The following is an 18,210-nucleotide window of genomic DNA, read 5'->3' as shown; positions in this document are numbered from 1 at the left end:
CCTATGGCCGCGGCCATAGGCGCCGGTCTGCGCGTCGAAGAGGCCACGGGATCAATGGTGGTAGATATCGGTGGCGGCACCACGGAAATTGCCATTATTTCACTGAACGGCGTGGTTTATTCGGACTCGGTGCGCATTGGCGGCGATCGGTTCGACGAAGCCATCGTCAACTATGTGCGGCGCAACTACGGCTCGGTGATTGGCGATGCCACGGCTGAGCGCATCAAGCAGGAAATCGGCTGTGCCTTCCCAGGCAGCGAAGTGCGCGAAATTGATGTGCGCGGTCGCAATCTGGCCGAGGGGGTACCGCGCAGCTTTACCTTGAATTCCGACGAAATCCTCGAGGCTTTACAAGAGCCCTTAGCGGGCATTGTGCAGGCGGTGAAAAGCGCGCTTGAGCAATCGCCACCGGAATTGGCTTCGGACATCGCCGAGAGCGGTATAGTGCTCACCGGTGGCGGTGCCCTGTTGCGCGATATCGATCGCCTGCTGTCTGAGGAAACGGGTCTGCCTGTCATCGTGGCCGACGATCCTTTGACCTGTGTCGCCCGCGGCGGCGGTAAAGCCATGGATTTGATGGACAAGCGCAATATCGATTTACTCTCCTCTTAATTTCGCTAAGTTGGAGGTTTGACGATCAAACCGCTGTTTACCAAAGGCCCCTCTCCCGCATCCCGCGCCGGCGTGCTGCTTGCCGCCATGCTGGCGCTGTTGTTGATCAATCGCTACACCCCCTGGCTGGACCCGGTGCGCGCGCAGGTGGGCCAGCTGGCGGTACCTTTCTACTGGCTCACCAATGTGCCCGCACGATTGGGCGAATGGCTCGAAGGCAGCACCAGCTCGCGCGCCGAATTGGAGCAACAAAATGCTGCGCTCAAGAGCGAAATGCTGGTGTTAAAGCGCAAGCTGCAGCAAATGGCCTCGCTGGCCGCCGAAAATGTGCGTCTGCGTCAACTGTTAAATTCGGCCGACCTACTGGAAGATCGGGTGTTGGTGGCCGAGTTAATCGGCGTATCGCCCGATCCACAATCGCATGTGGTAGTGGTTAACAAAGGCAGTCGCGACGGCGTCTACGTGGGCCAACCGCTGTTGGATGCCCAGGGTTTAATGGGGCAGGTCATTGATTTAACGCCCATTAGCAGCCGAGTGATGCTGCTGACCGATCCCACCCACGCACTGCCTGTGCAAGTGAATCGCAACGGCGTGCGGGCCATCGCAGAAGGTGTGGGCGACCTCTATACGCTGAAGTTACGGCACGTGTCCAGCACGGTGGACATACGGGTCGGCGACTTGCTGGTGTCGTCGGGGTTGGGACAGCGCTTTCCCGTGGGCTATCCCGTAGCCGAAGTCATTTCTGTTTCCATGTCGCCCGGCAAACCTTTTGCCGATGTGCTCGCGCGGCCCAAGGCGCAGCTGAACCGCAGCCGCCACGTGTTGCTGGTGTTTGATAACGAGAATGTCGATGCAGGCGCCGAAAGCCAATAATCTGTGGGTGATTGCCCTACTGCTGGTACTAGCGTTATTGCTGGCGGTTTGGCCCATGGGAGCCTGGAGCCACTACCGGCCCGCCTGGGTGGTACTGGTGTGTGTCTACTGGGTTTTGGCACTGCCCTATCGAGTGGGTCTGGGCAGTTTGTGTGTGGTTGGCCTTATCCAGGATATTGTGCAAGGCAGCCTACTGGGGCACCACGCACTGGCATTGGTATTCATTGGCTATGTTTGCCTGCTGTCGTACCAGCGGCTTAGAAACTATGCGCCCTGGCAGCAAGCGGGTTGGCTGTTCGTATTGGTCGGCATGCACCAGGTGGTGGGCAACTGGGTCAACTCCCTCTCGGGGCACGAGTATACGGGCTTGAGCTTTTTGTGGCCGGCGCTGACGAGCGCGCTGTGCTGGCCACTGGTCTATAAATTTCAGCAAAATATCCGCCGTCGCTACCGGGTTGTCTAGCGTCGCGCCGCACGGCTCGGTGCATCCCCCGATATAATGTTAAAGTCTTACGGCCATCGCTTAATTGTGTCTATGGTATTGATATTTATGCGACTAGGAAGGTAGCTCCATGGAAACCGCAGCACTGGTATTGGCGTCACAATCTCCCAGGCGCCGGGAAATATTGCAGCAGATCGGCGTGCCGTTTACCGCGCTGCGCGTGGCCGTTGAAGAGATCCCGCGGCCGGGCGAACTGCCGGCGGCCTATGCCAGTCGGCTGGCCGAGGCCAAGGCCCGGGCCGGTGCCGGTGCACTGGGCAGCGGGACTGTCGTATTGGGCGCCGATACAGTGGTTGTCTGCGATGACGATATCCTGGAAAAGCCGCGCGATCGCGAACACGCCTTTGCCATGTGGCGCCGGTTATCGGGTCGCACCCATCAGGTGATGACGGCCCTGTGTCTATTGAATGGCGCAGATTGCACGCTAGAGCTTTCGGTAACCGAGGTGCAGTTTTGGCCATTATCTGACGCGCAGCTCGCGGCCTATTGGGCGACCGGTGAGGGGCAGGACAAAGCGGGCGGCTACGCTATTCAAGGCTTGGGGGCAGTTTTTGTAAAAAGCTTGTCGGGCAGTTATTCCGGTGTGGTGGGATTGCCCATCGAAAAACTGGTGCCCATGCTGGCGCAGGTAAATATCCCCTATTGGCACACCACAGAGCAGAGTGTATGAGTGAGGAATTACTGATCAATGTGGCGCCCACCGAGTCCCGAGTGGCCTTGGTTGAAAACGGCGTATTACAGGAAGTCTACATTGAGCGGCCACAGCGTCGAGGGCTAGTGGGCAACATTTACAAGGGCAAGGTGGTGCGCGTGCTACCGGGCATGCAGGCTGCGTTTGTCAATATTGGCCTAGAGCGCGCGGGTTTTATTCACGCGGCCGACATAGCCCCCCTCGACGAAAATGGCATGGAGGCGCGCCAGCTAGAGGTGCCGGATATACGCAACCTGGTGCACGAGGGGCAGACTCTGGTAGTGCAGGTGACCAAAGACCCAATTGGCACCAAGGGTGCCCGCTTAACCACCCATCTCTCTATTTCTTCGCGCTATCTGGTGTATATGCCCAAAACGGCGCATATTGGAATCTCTACACGCATCGAAGAAGAATCCGAGCGCGAGCGCTTAAAGCAACTGGTTGAACGCGCTATAGCGGAGAATGCCGGCGAGGGCAGGGGGGGCTTTATCGTACGCACGGTGGCAGAGGTTGCCACTGAAGCGGAAATTATGGCCGATGTCCCGTTTTTGTATCAGCTTTGGGACAACTTGAACGCGGCCATTGCGGGCGCGGCTGTGCCCTCGGTGTTACACGAAGATCTACCGCTATTTTTGCGAACTTTGCGCGATCTGGTTAAACCTAACCTGGAAAAAATCCGGGTGGATTCGCGCGAGGTATTTGGCCGAATGACCGAGTTCGCCACCCAGTACTCCCCGGAAATTGCCAACCTATTAGAGCACTATCCGGGCGAGCGACCACTATTTGATTTATACGGTGTGGAGGACGAATTGCAGCGGGCGCTGGAAACCAAGGTGCCCTTAAAGTCCGGCGGCTATCTAGTGATTGAGCAGACTGAAGCCATGACCACCATCGATGTCAATACCGGTGCCTTTGTGGGTCATCGCAACCTAGAGGAGACCATTTTCAAAACCAACCTCGAAGCTGCCACTATGATTGCCCGCCAGCTGCGGTTGCGCAATTTGGGCGGCATTATCATTCTCGATTTCATCGACATGAAGGATGCCGAGCATCAGCGGCAAGTGCTGCGCACCTTGGAAAAAATGATGGAGCGCGACCACGCCAAGACCAGCATCACCGGGGTGTCGGAGCTGGGGCTGGTGGAAATGACCCGCAAACGCACCCGCGAATCGCTGGGGCAGGTCATGTGCGAGCCTTGTCCTGTGTGCCAGGGGCGCGGCAAGCTGAAATCGGTGGAAACGGTGTGTTACGAATTGTTTCGCGAAATCCTGCGCGAGGCGCGCTCGTACGAAAACGAAAGCTTTCTGGTGTTAGGCGCCCAGGCCGTGATCGATCGATTGCTGGACGAGGAGTCCGCCAATGTGGCCGACCTGGAAGAATTCATCGGCCGGCCCGTAAAATTTCAGGTGGAAACCCTTTACAGTCAGGAGCAGTACGACATCATTTTGGTGTAGTCACAACCTATGCAACCTTTGGCAAGACTGTTTACCCGGCTCTGGCGCTATTTTTGGCAGCTGACAGCATTGCTGCTAATACTTTGTGCGCTGGTGGTGCAGTTGGGTCGTATGGCCACCCCCCTGGTGGCCGATTACCGCGAGCCGTTGGTGCAGTATTTGTCGGGTCAGTTGTCGCTACAAGTCAAAATTGACGCGTTAGCGGCGCGTTGGGAAAGCCTGGTGCCGGTGTTGGCTCTGGAGGGGCTGGTGGTCTCTACGCCTTCGGGTAAGGCGGTGCTGGAGGTAGAAAGTGCGCTGGCCGAAGTAGACTTACTGGCCAGCCTTTGGGAGCGCCAACTGCGCTTTACCGATGTGGAATTCTTAGGGGTGCGCAGCAATTTTGTGCAGGCCGGCGACGGCCGATTGCGACTAGAAGGATTGCGCGCCCGCGACGACAAGCCCGCGGCAACCAATTACAGCCTGGACGATCTACGCGGTATTTTCCTGGTGGGTCAGAACATCAATCTTATCGATTTGCGCACCCAGGTCACGCTCCAGAGTGGGCATGAAATCGCCGTGGTGGTGAATCGGTTATTGCTGGAGCACGGTAATGGTCGCCATCGACTGAGCGCAAGTCTGCAGCTGGAAGACCGCGCCGAAGCTGTGCGTATCACCATGGAAGGCAGCGGCGATCCCTTCGATATCTCCGAATTTGGCTCCCGTGCGCACTTACAGATTGTGGATTTTCCCACCGAGCGACTGCTGGCGCTGGCGGCTCGGGATTTTTGGCAGGGTCTGCCCGAGGGAGAATGGCGTCGGGAAGGCAAAGCCTCGGTGGATGCCTGGCTTACGCTAACGCCGAGCGAAGGGATAGAAGGTGTTGGCAAAATTGCGCTGTCGGGGCTGCCCTTCGAATTGGCTGATCGCGAAATTCCGTTTCGCACCATTGCCAGCGAGCTGATCGGCAGCTGGCGTTTCGACGGCAGTTGGGCCCTGCAAATGCAAAATGTGTTGCTGCAGTGGGGCGATACGCAGCACCCGCCTTTTGCCGTTAAAGCCAGCGTCGACACCAATAAACTGCTCACCGTGAAAACCGATAAATTGCAGCTGCCATTGTGGCACCACTGGTTATCGGACACGGCGCTGCTGCCGGAAAAACTACAAGAGGTCATGAACACCCTGGCACCTAAAGGCGAGCTGCACAACGCACGCCTGCGCTGGCCATTAGACAATCCCTCGGGCTTTACCTTTGCGGCCAATCTGGACCAGGTGTCTGCTCAAGCCTGGCAGGGCGCGCCTGCGGTAACACAGGTGGACGGGTACGTATTTGCCGATGCCCAGGGCGGGTTTGTGGATCTGGACAGCCGGCAGGGTTTTAGCATGCACTACACCACCGTGTATAAAAAGCCAATGGCCTACAGTCGCGCAAAGGGCCAGGTGGCCTGGAGCTTGAGGCCGGATTTGCAGTCGGTATTTATCAATAGTGGGCCTGTGCACCTAACCGGTGAGGATGGCGATGCCACGGGGTTTGTGTATATCGATGCACCCATGGGGCGCGACGACAAGACGCTGGAGTTACTGTTGCAAATCGGCATCGAAAACTCGGCGGCCGAATTTCATAAAAAGTACGTGCCCTTTGTGGTGTCAAAAAAGTTGCGCCGATGGTTAGACAAATCGGTGGGCACGGGCCAAGTGGCACAGGGCGGTTTTTTATTTCACGGCTTTCTGGGCGGCGAGCAAAAGCGTACACCCAACGTGCAATTGTGGTTGGATATCAATCAGGCAACCCTCGATTACCAGCCCCCGTGGCCAAAAATTACCGACGTACGAGCGCAGTTGTTGTTGGATCAAACCGCTTTGCAAGTGACGGCCACAGAGGGTCAATTGTACGGCTCTGAGTTACAGCAAGCTCGGGTGGAACTGATGGCTGGCGCCGAACAGGCAATGCGTTTGAAGATTCAGGCGCAGTTGGCGGGTCCCTTGCAGGATGCAGAACAGCTGCTGCGGGCATCGCCGCTGGCGGATGCCACAGAGCACACCTTTAGCCAATGGGAATTGGCTGGCGCTTACCGCGCTGATGTTCAATTAGATATTCCCTTGTCAGCGGCGGGCGCACCTCTGGATTTCGATGTGCGCTTGGCGCTGGCTGATGCACAGTTGACCTTGCCCTTTATCAATTTGCAGGCCGAGCAGTTGCATGGCGATGTGCGCGTGCACGCCGCGACGGGCGTAAGCATCGCGGAGATGACGGGCCAGTTATGGGGCAAACCCTTAAATCTCCAGTCGGCGTTAAAGGGCGAAACCATCGATTTCGCCGTGCAGACACAGGCCGATATCCAGGACCTGCTGGCTTGGGCCGGTGCGCCGCCACAGCCGCAACTGGCTGGCTTGTCTCACTACCAAGCCAACATTTTAGTGCCCTGGCGACTGGGTGCTGCCAGCGAACCCAAACCACCCGTGCGGTTGAAAGTGCACAGTAACCTGGCGGGCTTACACATTAATTTGCCCGCCCCTTTTGGCAAGGAGGCCAAGACCCGGCTGCCTTTGAACGTCTCGCTGCCATTGACGAGTACGGACCTGACATTGGCCGCCGATCTGGGCGAGTTGGTGGATGCCCAATTGCGCTGGGTACGGCGAGAATCCGGGGCTGGGTTGCGGTTTGAGCGGGGTGACATTCATTTGTTGGGGCAGGCGCGTCTACCCAAACAGCCCATGCTCAGAGTGCGCGGACAGTTAGATCAAGTCGATGTTGCAGCATGGATGGCGGCCTTTCGCGGTCAGTGGTCCGGGCTGCGCGAATCGTCGGCAGTCGCCGATACGCACCCGATCGAGCCGAGTGCAGAGGGCAGCCAGACGACTGCCCCCGCTCAGCGCGAGGAGCCGGTAAACCTGCCCCTCTACCTCGTGCTAGGTGCTCAGCAGGTACTTTTAGACGGCACGCACGACGTGGGCGAAACCCAATTGGAGGCGATTCAAAGCGTTAATGGGTGGCGGGTTAATGTTCGCAATGAGCGTATTGCCGGCGACCTGGATATGCCCTTTGACGTTAAGGCGCCAATTGATTTGAGCCTGAACTACCTTCGCTTGCCCCTGTGGCCGGAACCCGAGTCCAAGGATCAAGCGGCCGATACCACTGTTGCGCCGTCGCCCCAATCTGTGGAAAACAATCGCTCAGAGGCCCTGTGGGCGGCGATCAAGCCACTACCTCCGCTGCGCGTGTCTATCGCCAGTTTGTACCAGCGCGGTAGTAACCTGGGGCAATTGCGCTTTGATTCTCGGCTGCACGACGACACATTGACGCTGAGCGATATCAAAGGCAGCTTGTACGGTTTGCGTTTCGAGGTGGACGGTACGACAGGGCTAGGTGCGCAACTGGCGTGGCGCAAAGGCCTCGGTCAAAGTGCGTTTAAGGGAGTCTTGCTGGCCGATGACCTCGGTCAAGTGATGACCGCACTGGCCATGGAGAAAAGTATTGAAAGCCGCCGTGCGCGGTTTGTGTTGGATGTGGGTTGGCCGGGCGATCCCAGCCAATTGCAGATGGCTGGCCTAGCCGGGGCGGTGGATTTTTCCATTGCCGAGGGGCGCTTTTTACGGGCCGAGGCCTCTGCCAGCAACGCCCTAATGCGGCTGATGGGTATTCTGAACTTCGATACCTGGATTCGCCGGTTACAATTGGACTTTTCCGATGTGTATGCCAGCGGTATGGCCTACGACGAGGTCAAAGGAGGGCTGGCGTTTGACAGCGGTCAATTGACGCTGGCTACGCCGGTTGCGGTGCGTACGCCCTCCAGCAAAATGCAAATGGCAGGGCGGGTGGACATCATCGCCAATACGCTCGACACGCGCCTGACAGTGAATTTACCAGTGCTGGATAACCTCACGTTTTTAGCCGCGGTATCGGCGGGTTTGCCAGTGGCCGCGGGCGTATTCGTAGCCAGCCGGTTGTTTGAAAAGCAATTCGATCAAATGACCAGTGTTAATTACCGGGTGACTGGCCCGCTCGATAATCCCGTGATGCAGTTTGTGCAAATTTCGGACGCCAGCACGCGCCCGCCGGTGCAACCGGCCGCGACTACTAATCCGTCCGCACAACCAGCGCCTGTGACAACGCCCGGTGCTGCGCCCGCCAATGCCGCGGATACGGAAACCTGAGCGTGTAACATCCCGCCAGCAGCCTGCTCTAAAGGCTTCTATTGAAAGCTTTGCCTGGGAGTCGTCATGGTTGTTAACGCCAAATTGCGTCAAATTGCGGCAGTGCTTGTACTCGGGACGGGTTTGGCGGCCTGTGCCTCAGATGCCGGTGGCGACGGCGAGTCAATGCCGGTGGCGCAGGCACAGCAGCTGATTGCCACACAGCAGCAGTTGGAAAGTATTCCTAAAGCCACCTGGCGGGCGATGCTGTCACCGGCGCAGTTTGACGTGTTGTGGCAGGGAGCGACCGAGCGACCGTTTACCGGCCCATTGCTGGCGGAAAAGCGCAGTGGGGTGTATGTCACGGCGGGCTGTCGACTGCCCGTCTTCCATGCCCGCCATAAGTACGAGTCGGGTTCTGGTTGGCCGAGTTTTTGGGATGTGTTTAATGCCGACAATGTGGTACTGAAAAAAGATTACAGTTGGGGTATGCGCAGAACAGAGGTGCTGTCGCGCTGCGGTGAGCACCTGGGCCATGTGTTTGAGGATGGCCCCGCACCCACCGGTTTGCGCTATTGCATTAATTCGGCGGCGCTGGCGTTTGTACCCGATACGGTTCCCTAATTGCGATTAATCGCTGTATTTTGGAAGTCGCAGGTCCCAAATAATAGCCGCGCCGCGCAGGCTGAATGCCGCCGCGGTACCGAGTCCAATGGCCCAGTAAAGTTCGGCGGTTAGGCTGTGGACTATCAGAAAGACCAAGGCGCCCAGCAGGCTGGCCGACACATAAATTTCGGGCTCTAATAACACCGGCATCTGATCGAGCAATACGTCGCGCATGACGCCGCCGAAGGACGCGGTGATCATGGCCATGGCCATGGCAATTAGCCAGGCATCGTGCCACGCCAGTGTCGAGTGAGCGGCGGTGACACTAAACAGCGACATACCTGCTGCGTCCATCCATACCAAGGTGGTGTGTTTAGAGGCCAGGATAGGGGCGAGAAAGTAAGTGCCCGCTGCGGCGCCTACGCATACGTACAAGTACAGCGGCTCGTTCAGCCAAAATATTTCGGGCTTATTGAGGATCAGGTCGCGCACCGTGCCCCCACCCAGGCCCGTGACTACCCCCAGCAGTATAAAACTCATTATGTCTTGTTTTTTCTCAGCTGCCGCCAGTGCGCCGGAAATGGCAAACACCGCGCAGCCGATCAATCCCGCTACAAAAATGGCGTCGTCGACCACCATGGCTTTAAGTCACCAAATAATCGCGAATACAGCGAAACAGTTTACGTGCGCTGGCCGGCGGCTTGCCCTTGGCGGCCTCTTGTTGCGCGCCGCGCGCCAGTTGCCGCAATTGTTGGCGATCGGCCTGCGGAAAGTCCTGCATAAATGCGTTGATAGCGGCATCGCCTTCGGCAATGACCCGATCCCGCCAGCGCTCGGCCAGGTGATGCTGTTGCACGTGTTGTTCGGACACTTGCATGAGCCGCTCGTAGGCCTCGGCGATGGCCTCGTGATCGGCTTCGCGCATTAATCGGCCAATAAACTGCATGTGTCGGCGCTTGGCGTTGTGGGTTTTGATGCGGCCCATTTCCACAATCGCATTGCGGAGCAGATCGGGCAGTGGAATTTTGGCCAGCTGGTCTTTGTTCAGCTCGCACAATTTGCCGCCCAGCACCTGCAACGCCAGCATTTCGTTCTTAATCTGGGTGCGGCTTTTGGGCTGTTCTTCTTCGGGCAAATCGTCTGGGTGGGTATCTTGAACCATGGTGCATTCCAACTGCTAGGGGCCCGCTCTTGGCCGGGCGCCGGTGTATTGGCCCGCTGGGCCTGAATTTGGGTGACAGGGGCGCGCATGGTAACTAACTTCGGCCCAAAGCCCTAGTGTTTCACACATGCGCGCCAAACTCGCGAGGGGCGGCGAGTTTTATTCGCCTTCGCCGAAGCGGTCTTCAATGAGCGCCACCAGCGCGTCCATGGCCTCGGCGGCATCGTCGCCCTCGGTGATCAGAGTCAGCTGAGTGCCTTTGCTGGCGGCCAGCAGCATCAGCGACATAACGCTTTTGGCGTCAACTCGCTTGTCGCCCACGCCCGCTTGAATTTTGCAGCCGTAGCGCGCCGCCAGAGTTGCCATTTTGGCGGCTGCCCGGGCGTGGAGCCCCAGCTTGTTAATGATCTCAAGTTGACGCTCCATGCCGCTAGTGCTCCGCCAGGTTGGCCACAATTTCCCGGTGCCGCAATTGGGCCTTAGGGTAGTCGTTGGCCAGGCGTTTATGCAGTTGTTCGGCTATGTAGACAGAGCGGTGCTGACCGCCGGTGCAGCCTATGGCAACGGTCATGTAACTGCGATTGCTGGCTTCAAATTTGGGCAGCCACTTGTGCAGGTGTAGCAGAATATCTGCCAACATTTGCCCGGTGTCTTCCTGGGCTTCCAAGAACTCTGCCACCCCTTGGTCTCTGCCGGTAAGCGCGCGCAGGGCGGGCTTCCAGTAGGGGTTGGGTAAGCAGCGCACGTCAAATACGAAGTCGGCATCCACGGGCACGCCGCGTTTAAAGCCGAAGGACATCAGTTGTACTGCCATGCCCCCCTCGTCATTCTGGCGCACCCGGGTTTTGACGAGGTCGCGCAGCTGGTGCAGGGTGAGGGTGGTGCTATCGATCACCAGATCGGCCAAGTCCATCACCGGTTGCAGTAGTTCTCGCTCTTTGTCGAGTGCCTCGCGCAAAGCGACGCCAGCTTTGCTGAGGGGGTGCTTGCGGCGGTTTTCGCTAAAGCGCTGAATCAGCGCGGGTGAGCGCGCATCTAAGTACATTACCTCGATGGGAATACCCCGATCTTTGGCGTGGGCAATGATTTGTGGAAACTTGGTTAGCTCGCGCCAGGCGTTGCGGGCGTCGATGCTAATGGCAAAGGTTTGCTGGTCGGTTGGATCGGCCACCAATTGGTTTACCAGTTCGGGCAGCAGGCGTAGGGGGAGGTTGTCGATGCAATTAAACCCCAAGTCCTCCAGTACGTGCAGCGCGGTACTCTTACCGGCACCTGAGCGGCCACTGACGACGATTAACCGGGCGGGGGTAGTGTCGGTGGTCATGGTACAGGGGTTCCTTAAGCGGCGGTGAGGTGTTGCATTACCCTACTATAGAGCAGCTGGTCAGAGCTAGCACTGCGCAACTCGGCGCGAAAGGATTCACTCTGAAACATCTCAGCCAGTTTGGCCAGTGTTTGCAAATGCTCGCCGTCGGCGTCTTCCGGCACCAGCAGGGAAAAGATAACATCCACGGGCTCGCCGTCGATGGCGTCAAAATCAATGGGTTTGGAAAGTATGATCAACGCGCCGATGGTGGCTTCGCAATTGGCCACCCGGCAGTGGGGTATGGCAATGCCGTGCCCAAGCCCGGTGCTGCCCAGGCGCTCGCGCGCGACCAGGCTGCGAAACAGGTCGTCGGCAGACAGGGAGGGCATGTCGTGAGAGATAAGGTCGGCCAGGATTTCCAGAGCGCGTTTTTTGCTGACGCCGTCCACGCCGTGCTGAACACGGCGTGGGGCTAGGATGGTTTCAAACTGCATAAATTCAACGGTGGCTTCGAAGCTTTTCTTTGTGCTTGATAAGCTGGCGATCCAGTTTATCGGTGAGTAGATCGATGGCAGCATACAGGTCTTCGGACTCGGAGTCAGCGAAAAACTCCGCGCCGCTGACATGTACCGTGGCCTCGGCTTTTTGTTGCAATTTATCAACGCTCAGAATGGCGTTGATACTGGTTATTCGGTCGTGGTGGCGTTCGAGTTTTTCTAGCTTGGTGTTGACGTAGTTTTTGATGGCGTCGGTCAGGTCTAAATGGTGTCCGCTGATGTTAATTTGCATTCGGCTGCTCCTCGTTTGTCGCTGCGTTTGCGTGTCACCTGCCCTGTATTGGTGCGATACCGCCACAGGGCACCTAAAACTCGCTTGCTAAATCAATCGTTTGCGTTCATTGGACGCGGCAATACCCAAGGACTCGCGGTACTTGGCAATGGTGCGGCGCGCCACTTGAATACCTTGTTCTTCCAGCAAGGTGGTGATCTTGCTGTCGCTCAGAGGCTTCTTGGGATTCTCTGCGGCCACCAGTTTTTTGATGATGGCGCGAATAGCCGTCGATGAGCACTCGCCGCCGGAGTCGGTGCTGACATGACTGGAGAAGAAGTATTTGAGCTCAAAGATACCCTGGGGGGTATGCATGTATTTTTGTGTTGTTACCCGCGAGATGGTGGACTCGTGCATGCCCACTTCTTCGGCGATATCGTGCAGTACCATGGGTTTCATAGCTTCCGGGCCGTGCTCGAAAAAGCCCACTTGTTTCTCCACAATGCAGCTGGCGACCTTGAGCAGCGTTTCATTGCGGCTTTGCAGGCTTTTCAGAAACCAGCGCGCCTCTTGGAGGTTGTCGCGTAGGAAGTTGTTATCGCGGCTGGTGTCGGCGCGCTTAACCAGTGAGGCATAGTTGGAGTTGATGCGAATCTTCGGCGCAATATCGGGATTGAGCTCCACTAGCCATCGATCCTGTTTTTTACTGACAAAGACATCCGGGACAACATACTCAGTTTCGGCCCGGCTGATTTGCTCGCCGGGGCGCGGGTTTAGGGTTTGAATCAGCCCGATAACCTGGGCGAGCTCGGCCTCTTTAAGCTTGCAGCGGCGCATGATCTGTTTGTAATCGCGGCTGCCAAGCAGAGCCAAGTGATCCTTTACAACCAGTTTAGCAGCATCCAGGAAAGGTGTAGTGGCCGGCAGCATCCGCAGTTGAATCAAAAGGCACTCGGCGAGATCTTGCGCGGCCACACCGGCTGGATCGAATTGCTGAATGCGGTGCAGAACCGCGTAAACTTCGCCTAGTTCGAGGTCGTCATCGAGCAGTTCTGTCTCGTGGTGGAGCCCTTCGGCAATGTCGGTGAGCGGGGCGGCCAGCAGTCCGCTCGGTTCTATGGCATCGATAATGGCCATGGCGATCACCCGGTCGCGGTCTGACATGGGGGTGAGATTCAGTTGCCAAAGCAGGTGTTCTTGCAGTGTTTCGCCGCCACTGTCGTCGCGCTCGAAATCCCGGTCGTCATCGCCGCCACTGCCGCTACTGGCGGGCCCTGAGGTGTAAATGTCGTCCCAATTGGTGTCCACCGGCAGGTCGTCTGGAATGTCGCTGTTCCAGTCGGCGTCCATCTCGTTGTCGGTTTTGGGTTCAGGTGCTGCGTCTACGGCGGGTTCGGGTGTGCTGTCTTGTTCTTTTTTAAAGTCGGTTTGCAGGTCGTAATCGGGTTTGTCGTCCTGGCCCTCAAGCGTAGCATCGGCACCGCCATCCTCGCCCTCGGCCACCTCTAGCATGGGGTTAGACTCCAGTGCCTCCTGGATTTCTGCTTGCAGATCCAGCGTAGACAGCTGCAATAGCCGAATGGCTTGTTGCAACTGGGGTGTCATGGTCAGCTGTTGACCGAGCTTAAGCTGTAGAGATGGCTTCATGGGTTGATGGCTTACATCCTCTTGGTAGCAGCCCAGCGACAACGGTTAGGGCGCAGGCTAAGTGTAGTCATCCGCCCGTAGCGAGGCAATATTGACAAGCAAGCTCCATGCCTTTATGAGAAGCCGAATTATTTACAGGGTGAATTGGTCGCCCAGGTAGACCTCGCGCACCCGCTGGTTGGCCAGCACTGTGCTGGCGTCGCCCTCGGCAATGATATGGCCCTCGCTCACGATATAAGCTTTTTCGCAAATGCTCAGGGTTTCGCGCACATTGTGGTCGGTAATCAGGACGCCGATGCCTCGGTCTTTCAGGTGTTTAATAATGTTCTTGATGTCGCCCACAGAGATGGGGTCAACGCCGGCAAAGGGTTCGTCCAGCAGGATAAAACGGGGTTCGGTGGCCAGTGCGCGGGCGATTTCCACTCGCCGGCGCTCGCCGCCAGACAGCGCCATGCCCAGGCTGTCGCGAATGTGGGTAATGTGGAACTCCTCCAGAAGGTCTTCCATGCGCGCGAGACGCTGCTTGCGGTTCAACTCCTTGCGGGTTTCCAAAATGGCCAGAATGTTATTGGCTACAGTCAGCTTGCGAAACACTGAGGCCTCTTGGGGGAGGTAGCCAATGCCTGCGCGCGCGCGTCCGTGGATGGGCAAAGGGGTCAGGTTCTGCTGGTCGATGAGCACTCGTCCGGCGTCGCTTTCCACCAGCCCGGCAATCATGTAAAAGCAGGTGGTCTTGCCCGCGCCGTTAGGGCCCAATAGGCCAACAATCTGGCCGCTATTAACTTCAAGGGAGACGTCGATGACGACCCGGCGGCCTTTGTAACTTTTGGCCAGGTTAAGTGCGCGCAATTGAGTCATTCTGCGTCCTCGCGGGAGGGCTTTTTCGGCTGCGGCTGGAGGATCACTTTGACGCGCTCACTTTTATCGGAGCGGCTACCCGCTTCAACGATGGCGAGGTGAATGTCGTAATTGATAAGGCCGCCGGTAATTACCGAGCCGTTTTGTTCAACGCGGGCATTGTCAGTGATTGTTAGTCGCTCGTTACCCACATCGTATTCCAGCGAGTTGCCGCGCGCTTTTACCAGCTCTTTGTTGGCTTCTGGCCGCTGTTGGAAGTGGGCCGGAACGCCGGTGGCCAATACCTTATACACCTGATTGTTTTTACTGTAGATCACAGCTTTGTCGGCTTCGATATGGATGCTGCCCTGATCGATGACGACGTTACCTGTGTAGGTGAGAATACCGGCCTTTTGATTCAGGTCTGCGCTGTCGGCGTCCACGTGAATGGGCTGGTCGCGATCGGTGGGCAGGGCGAGTGCACCGGTGGCCGAAATGCAATGGGCCGCGATGAGCAGTGCGAATGTCTTAATCGGGTTCATAGATGCCTTTCACGTTCTTTTTCAGGGTAAACAGCTCGGCCTTGATGTCTGCGGTTAGGCCCACTGCGGTGGTTACGCCGCTGGGGGTAATGATCTTTACCGGGGCTTGGGTTTCTGCAAATTGGCGCTGTGTAAAGTAGATCAATTTGTCGGTGAAGAGTTCCGTGACCCCTTTGCTGGGGTGCGTTTGGTGCATGTGGACGTTGCCGCTTAACTCGATGCGTTCACCCTTATGGGTGGCGCGGCCCTCTTGCGCGGTGATGTACCAGGGGGCGCCGTCTTCCTGGTAGATCTCGGCGTTAAAGGCGCTCACTAAGGTGTAGTCGTCGGGACTTGCCTTGCCCTTGGGCTGGTAGTGATCCGCGCGATCGCCCCGCAGCAACTGGCTGAGTTTGCCGGTTTCGTCGTAGTGGCTACTCACGAAATGGGTCATGAAAAAGGCCGGGGCCTGTTGCATGGTTTTTTCGCTGGGCTTTTCAAAGAGCCGGCTGGATGGATTGTCGACCAAAAACAAATAGACAAACACAATTAGGGCGACCACCAGCGGCAGCAGTTTTTTTACGAGCGCCATAGGCTAGTTCCGCGTTCTCGTCAGAGGCAGCACTTAGGCGCGGCCTAGGTAAAAGTCGAGCATAGCCTGATGAGTCCCCTGGGCGCGCATCAAGTAATCGCAGGCTTCGCGCACAGCGCCGTCGCCACCATTGCGGCCACTCTGCCAGTGAGCTTGCGCAATCACATCGGGGTGGGCATTTGCCGTGGTCATAGCCAGCCCCACCTTCACCATGCAGGTGAGGTCTGGGTGGTCGTCGCCCATGAAAGCAATCTGTTCCAGTTCCACGGGGTGTTTGGTCAAAATTTCCTGCAGTGCCTCGAACTTATCTTCGCGCCCTTGCACAAGAATCTGAATACCCAGGTCGCCGGCGCGGCGAGCCACCAGGTCGCTTTTGCGCCCGGTGATTATGCCCACCTGGACGCCAGTTTTTTGCAGTAATTTAATGCCGTGCCCATCTTGCGTATTAAAGGCCTTCATTTCGTTACCTTGGTTGTCGAAGTAGAGCTTGCCATCGGTGAGTACACCGTCGACATCCAGTAGTAACAATTTAATTTGCTTTGCCGTTGCCAGTGTTTGGGTCATTGCCTGAGGAGTTCCGCCAATAATGATGAGTGGGTTATACAATGCCTGCACGCAGAATATCGTGCATGTGCAGTAGGCCAACCGGGTGGTTCTTGTCGTCCTCCACCACCAGGGCGGTTACCTTGCGTGTTTCCATGAGTGTGAGGGCTTCGGCCGCGAGCAATTGGGTCTTCACGGTAAGGGGGTTGCGGGTCATAACCTCAGCCATGGTAGCGGTCGCAAGGTCCTTTCCCTGGTCGACGCAGCGCCGCAAATCGCCATCGGTAAACACCCCAATGAGTTGGTCTTCAGTGTCGACGACAGTAGTCATCCCGAACCCCTTGCGCGTCATTTCCACCAGCGCTGCCGAGAGCAAGGTGCCGGGTGCAACCTTTGGCAGCTCCCCGCCCGAATGCATCAGATCGCTGGCGCGGATGAGCAGGCGGCGGCCCAGTGCGCCACCGGGGTGAGAAAAGGCAAAGTCTTCTTTGGTAAAGCCCCGAGCCTCCAGCAGTGCCACAGCAAGGGCGTCGCCCATTACCAAGGTGACAGTGGTCGAGGAGGTGGGTGCCAGGTCTAGCGGGCAGGCTTCGGCCTGGATGCTGATGTCCAAATTGACATCGGCCGCCTGGGCCAGGGGTGATTTGGGGTTGCCGGTCATGCTGATGATCGGGATCTGCATACGTTTGAACAGCGGAATCAGCGTCAGTACTTCCGCAGAGCTACCGGAATTAGAGATAGCGATGACGACATCCTGGCGAGTGACCATGCCCAAATCGCCGTGGCTGGCCTCGCCCGGGTGTACAAAGAACGACGGCGTTCCGGTGCTGGCCAGTGTGGCGGCAATTTTACCCCCAATGTGGCCAGACTTTCCCATACCTGTGACGATAGTGCGCCCCTGGCAAGCCATAATTAAGGCGCAGGCCCGGGCAAAGTCCGCGTCAATCCGTGTTTGTAATGCGGCGATGGCGTCCAACTCTATTTTTACGGTGCGCTTGCCAGCTTCAATGAAGGCTTGATGTTGGCTCATGAACTCTACTCACAGCGGGTTAAGGTTGGGTTAAGGGGCGTAATGGTATAGTGCCCACTATCGAATGTCAGCAGCCGGTCACGTTTGGCGCTTGCCTATTGTTCGCGTGACCTTGTACCAAGGTATGGCTGCCGGGGCCGAAGGCTTATGGAAATTCGTAAATTGTCTTAAAAGCATCCATCGCAATGGGGCGAGTTGGGGTAGAATTGCCGCGCCGCGCTGCCGGTGGCCTACGGGGCTGCCAGGTGTGCGCGTAACGATTTTTAAAGGAGAGGTGTTGGGTATGGTTTCTCGCGTGCTAGGCGTTGTGTTAGGCGCCGTATTGGGGTTTTCTGTCAGTGTATTTGCGGCCGCCGAAGTGGGGCCGCGCGAGGTTGTGGTCAAAGTCGTGGACGATTTGAAAACGGCAGTGAATAAGCACAATGCCGAGCAGGACCCTGAGGCGCAATTGCTGCTGAGCGAGATGCGCGCCATCCTCGAACCGGTGGTGGATTTTGGCTTCATTGCCCGAGTGGTGATGGGCGATGCTGCTAAAAAAGCCAGCAAGGATCAGGTTGCCCGCTTTGAGGAGGTGTTCCGCAATAGCTTGGTGTCTACCTATGCAAAGGGTATGAGTGGCTATGTGCAGGCGCAGATGAATATTCCGCCCTTGGCGCCCGAGGCGGCTGGCCAGAATCGCGTGGCGGTGCGTCAGGAGGTGACGACAGCGTCCGGTGTACAGGTGATTGACTACACCATGGCCAAAAATCGTACTACGGGCAGCTGGAAGCTGATCAACGTAGTGCTGAATGGCATCAATTTGGGCAAAACCTTTCGAAGCCAGTTTGCCCAATCCTACAAGCAGCACCAGGGCGATCTAGACAAAGTGATCGAGTACTGGGCGCAGGCGCCCGAAGCCAAGCCCTGAGGCCCTGCTGTCCGTGCAAAAAACGCCATAAACCAGTAGACTTAGC

At 57.3% G+C, this 18,210-nt stretch carries 20 protein-coding genes; 8 read left to right on the top strand and 12 right to left on the bottom strand.

Annotated features, from left to right (window positions below):
- The 7 genes from ACW8F6_RS05360 to msrB all read left to right on the top strand — a co-directional run.
- Positions 1-612, top strand: a 612-nt coding sequence (locus ACW8F6_RS05360; RefSeq protein ID WP_491574819.1) for a rod shape-determining protein, incomplete at its 5' end; no start/stop codon positions are given.
- 87 nt (positions 613-699) lie between these two features.
- A complete protein-coding gene (gene mreC / locus ACW8F6_RS05355) occupies positions 700-1,485 on the top strand; it encodes a rod shape-determining protein MreC (protein WP_491574821.1) in 786 nt (261 codons plus the stop codon).
- Positions 1,463-1,948 carry a rod shape-determining protein MreD gene (gene mreD / locus ACW8F6_RS05350; RefSeq protein WP_491574818.1) on the top strand — a complete coding sequence of 162 codons (486 nt, stop codon included), beginning with the start codon at positions 1,463-1,465 and terminating at the stop codon, positions 1,946-1,948. The genes mreC and mreD overlap by 23 nt, the downstream gene beginning before the upstream one ends.
- A gap of 109 nt (positions 1,949-2,057) precedes the next feature.
- Entirely contained in the window at positions 2,058-2,657 is a 600-nt protein-coding gene (locus ACW8F6_RS05345; RefSeq protein ID WP_491574817.1) for a Maf family protein, read from the top strand.
- Complete coding sequence (gene rng, locus ACW8F6_RS05340) at positions 2,654-4,132, top strand: ribonuclease G (RefSeq protein ID WP_491574816.1); 1,479 nt, start codon at positions 2,654-2,656, stop codon at positions 4,130-4,132. Before ACW8F6_RS05345 ends, rng begins: the two co-directional genes overlap by 4 nt.
- 9 nt (positions 4,133-4,141) lie before the next feature.
- On the top strand, positions 4,142-8,266 hold the full coding sequence (locus ACW8F6_RS05335; protein ID WP_491574815.1) for a YhdP family protein: 4,125 nt from the start codon (positions 4,142-4,144) through the stop codon (positions 8,264-8,266).
- Positions 8,267-8,332: 66 nt separating this feature from the next.
- Complete coding sequence (gene msrB / locus ACW8F6_RS05330; protein ID WP_491574814.1) at positions 8,333-8,869, top strand: peptide-methionine (R)-S-oxide reductase MsrB; 537 nt, start codon at positions 8,333-8,335, stop codon at positions 8,867-8,869.
- A gap of 6 nt (positions 8,870-8,875) precedes the next feature.
- Here msrB and ACW8F6_RS05325 read toward each other — a convergent pair whose 3' ends face one another.
- The 12 genes from ACW8F6_RS05325 to ACW8F6_RS05270 form a co-directional block, all read right to left on the bottom strand.
- Positions 8,876-9,490 (bottom strand): trimeric intracellular cation channel family protein, encoded by a 615-nt coding sequence (locus tag ACW8F6_RS05325; RefSeq protein WP_491574813.1) that lies wholly within the window; start codon positions 9,488-9,490, stop codon positions 8,876-8,878.
- A gap of 4 nt (positions 9,491-9,494) precedes the next feature.
- Positions 9,495-10,013, bottom strand: coding sequence for a ribosome biogenesis factor YjgA (yjgA, locus tag ACW8F6_RS05320; RefSeq protein WP_491574812.1), 519 nt, complete (start codon positions 10,011-10,013; stop codon positions 9,495-9,497).
- Between the two features lie 159 nt (positions 10,014-10,172).
- Positions 10,173-10,439, bottom strand: a complete 267-nt coding sequence (locus ACW8F6_RS05315) for an HPr family phosphocarrier protein (RefSeq protein ID WP_491574811.1) — start codon at positions 10,437-10,439, stop codon at positions 10,173-10,175.
- Positions 10,440-10,443: 4 nt separating this feature from the next.
- Positions 10,444-11,337 carry an RNase adapter RapZ gene (gene rapZ / locus ACW8F6_RS05310; protein ID WP_491574810.1) on the bottom strand — a complete coding sequence of 298 codons (894 nt, stop codon included), beginning with the start codon at positions 11,335-11,337 and terminating at the stop codon, positions 10,444-10,446.
- Positions 11,338-11,351: 14 nt separating this feature from the next.
- Positions 11,352-11,813 (bottom strand): PTS sugar transporter subunit IIA, encoded by a 462-nt coding sequence (locus ACW8F6_RS05305; RefSeq protein ID WP_491574809.1) that lies wholly within the window; start codon positions 11,811-11,813, stop codon positions 11,352-11,354.
- 4 nt (positions 11,814-11,817) lie between these two features.
- Entirely contained in the window at positions 11,818-12,108 is a 291-nt protein-coding gene (gene hpf / locus ACW8F6_RS05300) for a ribosome hibernation-promoting factor, HPF/YfiA family (RefSeq protein WP_491574808.1), read from the bottom strand.
- An 87-nt stretch (positions 12,109-12,195) separates the two neighbouring features.
- Positions 12,196-13,734, bottom strand: a complete 1,539-nt coding sequence (locus tag ACW8F6_RS05295; protein WP_491574807.1) for an RNA polymerase factor sigma-54 — start codon at positions 13,732-13,734, stop codon at positions 12,196-12,198.
- Between the two features lie 132 nt (positions 13,735-13,866).
- On the bottom strand, positions 13,867-14,592 hold the full coding sequence (lptB, locus tag ACW8F6_RS05290; RefSeq protein WP_491574806.1) for an LPS export ABC transporter ATP-binding protein: 726 nt from the start codon (positions 14,590-14,592) through the stop codon (positions 13,867-13,869).
- Positions 14,589-15,113, bottom strand: coding sequence for a lipopolysaccharide transport periplasmic protein LptA (gene lptA / locus ACW8F6_RS05285; RefSeq protein ID WP_491574805.1), 525 nt, complete (start codon positions 15,111-15,113; stop codon positions 14,589-14,591). Before lptA ends, lptB begins: the two co-directional genes overlap by 4 nt.
- Positions 15,100-15,684, bottom strand: a complete 585-nt coding sequence (lptC, locus tag ACW8F6_RS05280) for an LPS export ABC transporter periplasmic protein LptC (protein WP_491574804.1) — start codon at positions 15,682-15,684, stop codon at positions 15,100-15,102. The genes lptA and lptC overlap by 14 nt, the downstream gene beginning before the upstream one ends.
- A 33-nt stretch (positions 15,685-15,717) precedes the next feature.
- Positions 15,718-16,248, bottom strand: a complete 531-nt coding sequence (locus tag ACW8F6_RS05275; protein WP_491574803.1) for a KdsC family phosphatase — start codon at positions 16,246-16,248, stop codon at positions 15,718-15,720.
- 34 nt (positions 16,249-16,282) lie between these two features.
- On the bottom strand, positions 16,283-17,257 hold the full coding sequence (locus ACW8F6_RS05270) for a KpsF/GutQ family sugar-phosphate isomerase (protein ID WP_491574802.1): 975 nt from the start codon (positions 17,255-17,257) through the stop codon (positions 16,283-16,285).
- Positions 17,258-17,540: 283 nt separating this feature from the next.
- Between ACW8F6_RS05270 and ACW8F6_RS05265 the strand changes: the two genes are divergently transcribed.
- A complete protein-coding gene (locus ACW8F6_RS05265; protein WP_491574801.1) occupies positions 17,541-18,164 on the top strand; it encodes an MlaC/ttg2D family ABC transporter substrate-binding protein in 624 nt (207 codons plus the stop codon).
- The last annotated feature ends 46 nt before the right edge of the window (positions 18,165-18,210 follow it).

Source organism: Simiduia sp. (assembly GCF_058345725.1).
Note: the sequence above shows the minus strand (reverse complement) of the source record. Positions and strands in the feature narration are given on the sequence as shown.